At 49.8% G+C, this 231-nt stretch carries 1 rRNA gene; it reads right to left on the reverse strand.

Annotated features, from left to right (window positions below):
- A 16S ribosomal RNA gene (locus tag CD30_RS19340) occupies positions 1-216 on the reverse strand; the annotation flags it as partial.
- Positions 217-231: the final 15 nt, after the last annotated feature.

Below are 231 nucleotides of genomic sequence, written 5' to 3' on the forward strand. Positions count from 1 at the left end.
AACCATCTTTCAACATTTCAACAGGAGATGAAATGTATCATTCGGTATTAGCCCCGGTTTCCCGGAGTTATCCCCAACTATAGGGCAGGTTGCCCACGTGTTACTCACCCGTCCGCCGCTAACTTCTGGGAGCAAGCTCCCATCCGTCCGCTCGACTTGCATGTATTAGGCACGCCGCCAGCGTTCGTCCTGAGCCAGGATCAAACTCTCCATAAAAGAAAATTTGATATA

Source organism: Ureibacillus massiliensis 4400831 = CIP 108448 = CCUG 49529, from assembly GCF_000772965.1.
GTDB classification, from domain to species: Bacteria; Bacillota; Bacilli; order Bacillales_A; family Planococcaceae; genus Ureibacillus; species Ureibacillus massiliensis.